We start from the raw sequence: 671 nt of genomic DNA, 5'->3' as shown, positions 1-671 counted from the left end.
GAGGTGGCGCGCGCGGTGCGCGGCCGCGCCGCCAATCCGGCCTGGATCGCCGGGATGATGCGGCACGGCCATCGCGGCGCGGCCGAGATCGCGCGGCCGGTGGAGGCGCTGCTGGCCTTCGCCGCCACCCTGCCGGCGCGCTTCGACCGCCAGTTCGAGCTGATCCATGCCGCGACGCTGGGCGATGCGGCGGTCGCCGCCTTCCTGGCCGCGCACAACCCCGCCGCGCTCGCCGCGCTGCGCGCCCGGCTGGAGGAGGCGCGGGAGCGGGGGTTGTGGCGGCCCCTGCGGAACGACGTGCCGTGAGCGGGGGCCCGTGACCCGCATCCGGGGCTGGTGCCCCTCCCTCTACGATCCCATGGCAAGCGGGGACGACCTGCTGGTCCGCGTCAAGCCGCCGCTGGCCCGGCTCTCGGCGGAGCAGGCGCTGGTTCTGGCCGAGGCCGCCGGCGCGGCGGGAAACGGGCGGATCGAGCTGACCCAGCGGGCCAATCTGCAGGTCCGGGGCCTGACCGCCGCCCGCCTGCCCGGCTTCGTCGCGGCCCTGCGCGGCGCCGGGCTGGCCGATCCCGATCCGGGCGTGGAGCGCCGCCGCAACCTGATCCCGCCGCCCCTGCCCTCCCCGGCGGCCGAGGCCCTGTGCCGGGCGCTGGAGGCGGTGCTGGCCGCCG

The 671-nt window shown here is 78.7% G+C and carries 1 protein-coding gene and 1 pseudogene; both read left to right on the top strand.

Annotated elements, in window-relative coordinates; all coding sequences use genetic code 11:
* Positions 1–306: cobaltochelatase subunit CobN (locus tag ACVMLK_RS21250; RefSeq protein ID WP_457487569.1), on the top strand; the 306-nt coding region annotated here is incomplete at its 5' end.
* Positions 307–316: 10 nt separating this feature from the next.
* Positions 317–671: pseudogene (locus ACVMLK_RS21245) on the top strand (precorrin-3B synthase); the annotation flags it as partial.

The organism is Teichococcus aerofrigidensis (genome assembly GCF_054073225.1).
Note: the sequence above shows the minus strand (reverse complement) of the source record. Positions and strands in the feature narration are given on the sequence as shown.